We start from the raw sequence: 2,500 nt of genomic DNA on the forward strand, positions 1-2,500 counted from the left end.
AATAAAAAGAGAGCGCGTCAGCGCTCTCTTTTTTTGGGTTGTCCGTTTTGGCGGTTCAGCCTGTTTCCCCGTTTCCTGCACCCCAATGCAAAAAACCCCGTAGCTTTGGGCTACGGGGTTTCTTGGGCTGTAAGAGCCTGACGATGACCTACTTTCACACGGGAACCCGCACTATCATCGGCGCAAAGTCGTTTCACTGTCCTGTTCGGGATGGGAAGGAGTGGTACCAACTTGCTATGGTCATCAGGCATAACTTGTTGTCATGCTGCTCTTGCGAGCAACACAACGAATTCATAGAGTCTGTAATCAGCTTTGTATTTTGACTGCGCCTTACTTGGCATAACCACCTTGATGATCACGTCATCAAAGTTATAGGGTCAAGCCTCACGAGCAATTAGTACTGGTTAGCTTAACGCATTACTGCGCTTCCACACCCAGCCTATCAACGTCCTGGTCTTGAACGACTCTTCAGGGGGCTCAAGGCCCCGGCAGATCTCATCTTGAAACGAGTTTCCCGCTTAGATGCTTTCAGCGGTTATCTCTTCCACACTTAGCTACTCGGCAATGCCACTGGCGTGACAACCGATACACCAGAGGTGTGTCCACTCCGGTCCTCTCGTACTAGGAGCAGGCTTCCTCAAATCTGCAGCGCCCACGGAAGATAGGGACCAAACTGTCTCACGACGTTTTAAACCCAGCTCACGTACCTCTTTAAATGGCGAACAGCCATACCCTTGGGACCGACTACAGCCCCAGGATGAGATGAGCCGACATCGAGGTGCCAAACACCGCCGTCGATATGAACTCTTGGGCGGTATCAGCCTGTTATCCCCAGAGTACCTTTTATCCGTTGAGCGATGGCCCTTCCATACAGAACCACCGGATCACTATGTCCTGCTTTCGCATCTGCTCGACTTGTCAGTCTCGCAGTTAAGCACGCTTATGCCATTGCACTATCGTCACGATGTCCGACCGTAACTAGCGTACCTTCGAACTCCTCCGTTACGCTTTGGGAGGAGACCGCCCCAGTCAAACTGCCTACCATGCACTGTCCCCGATCCCGATAAGGGACCTGGGTTAGAACCTCAAACGCACCAGGGTGGTATTTCAACGTCGGCTCCATGAGAACTAGCGTCCTCACTTCAAAGCCTCCCACCTATCCTACACAGATCCGTTCAAAATCCAATACAAAGCTACAGTAAAGGTTCATGGGGTCTTTCCGTCTTTCCGCGGGGAGATTGCATCATCACAAACATTTCAACTTCGCTGAGTCTCTGGAGGAGACAGTGTGGCCATCGTTACGCCATTCGTGCAGGTCGGAACTTACCCGACAAGGAATTTCGCTACCTTAGGACCGTTATAGTTACGGCCGCCGTTTACTGGGACTTCAATCAAGAGCTTGCACCCCATCATTTAATCTTCCAGCACCGGGCAGGCGTCACACCCTATACGTCCACTTTCGTGTTTGCAGAGTGCTGTGTTTTTATTAAACAGTCGCAGCCACCGATTTTTTGCAACCGCTTTGGGCTCCCTTTGTTCAAGTTCACCTACTTGCGGCATACCTTCTCCCGAAGTTACGGTATCAATTTGCCGAGTTCCTTCTCCAGAGTTCTCTCAAGCGCCTTAGAATACTCATCTCGCGCACCAGTGTCGGTTTGCGGTACGGTCGTGTGTAGCTGAAGCTTAGTGGCTTTTCCTGGAAGCAGGGTATCACTCACTTCGTCTGCAAGCAGACTCGTTATCACCCCTCATCTAAGCCCGGCGGATTTGCCTACCAGGCACGACTACAGGCTTGAACCAACATATCCAACAGTTGGCTGAGCTAACCTTCTCCGTCCCCACATCGCACTACACATCGGTACAGGAATATTGACCTGTTTCCCATCAGCTACGCATCTCTGCCTCGCCTTAGGGGCCGACTCACCCTACGCCGATGAACGTTGCGTAGGAAACCTTGCGCTTACGGCGAGGGGGCTTTTCACCCCCTTTAACGCTACTCATGTCAGCATTCGCACTTCTGATACCTCCAGCACCCGTTACCAGGCACCTTCACAGGCTTACAGAACGCTCTCCTACCACTTGCAATAAATTGCAAATCCGCAGCTTCGGTAACTGGCTTAGCCCCGTTACATCTTCCGCGCAGGACGACTCGATCAGTGAGCTATTACGCTTTCTTTAAATGATGGCTGCTTCTAAGCCAACATCCTGACTGTTTTAGCCTTCCCACTTCGTTTCCCACTTAGCCAATTTTAGGGACCTTAGCTGGCGGTCTGGGTTGTTTCCCTCTTGAGTCCGGACGTTAGCACCCGGTGCTCTGTCTCCCAAGCTGTACTCTGCGGTATTCGGAGTTTGCATAGGTTTGGTAAGTCGCCATGACCCCCTAGCCTAAACAGTGCTCTACCCCCGCAGGTAATACTTGAGGCACTACCTAAATAGTTTTCGGAGAGAACCAGCTATTTCCAAGTTTGTTTAGCCTTTCACCCCTATCCACAGCTCATCC

At 51.4% G+C, this 2,500-nt stretch carries 2 rRNA genes (1 of these 2 cut by a window edge); both read right to left on the reverse strand.

What is annotated here, in order from left to right:
- Positions 1–135 precede the first annotated feature (135 nt).
- Positions 136–248, reverse strand: a 5S ribosomal RNA gene (gene rrf / locus U6958_RS01475).
- A gap of 125 nt (positions 249–373) precedes the next feature.
- Positions 374–2,500: ribosomal RNA gene (locus U6958_RS01480) — 23S ribosomal RNA — on the reverse strand; it runs 749 nt beyond the window's last position.

The sequence above is a fragment of the Delftia lacustris genome, assembly GCF_040267515.1.
Classification (GTDB): domain Bacteria; phylum Pseudomonadota; class Gammaproteobacteria; order Burkholderiales; family Burkholderiaceae_C; genus Comamonas; species Comamonas tsuruhatensis.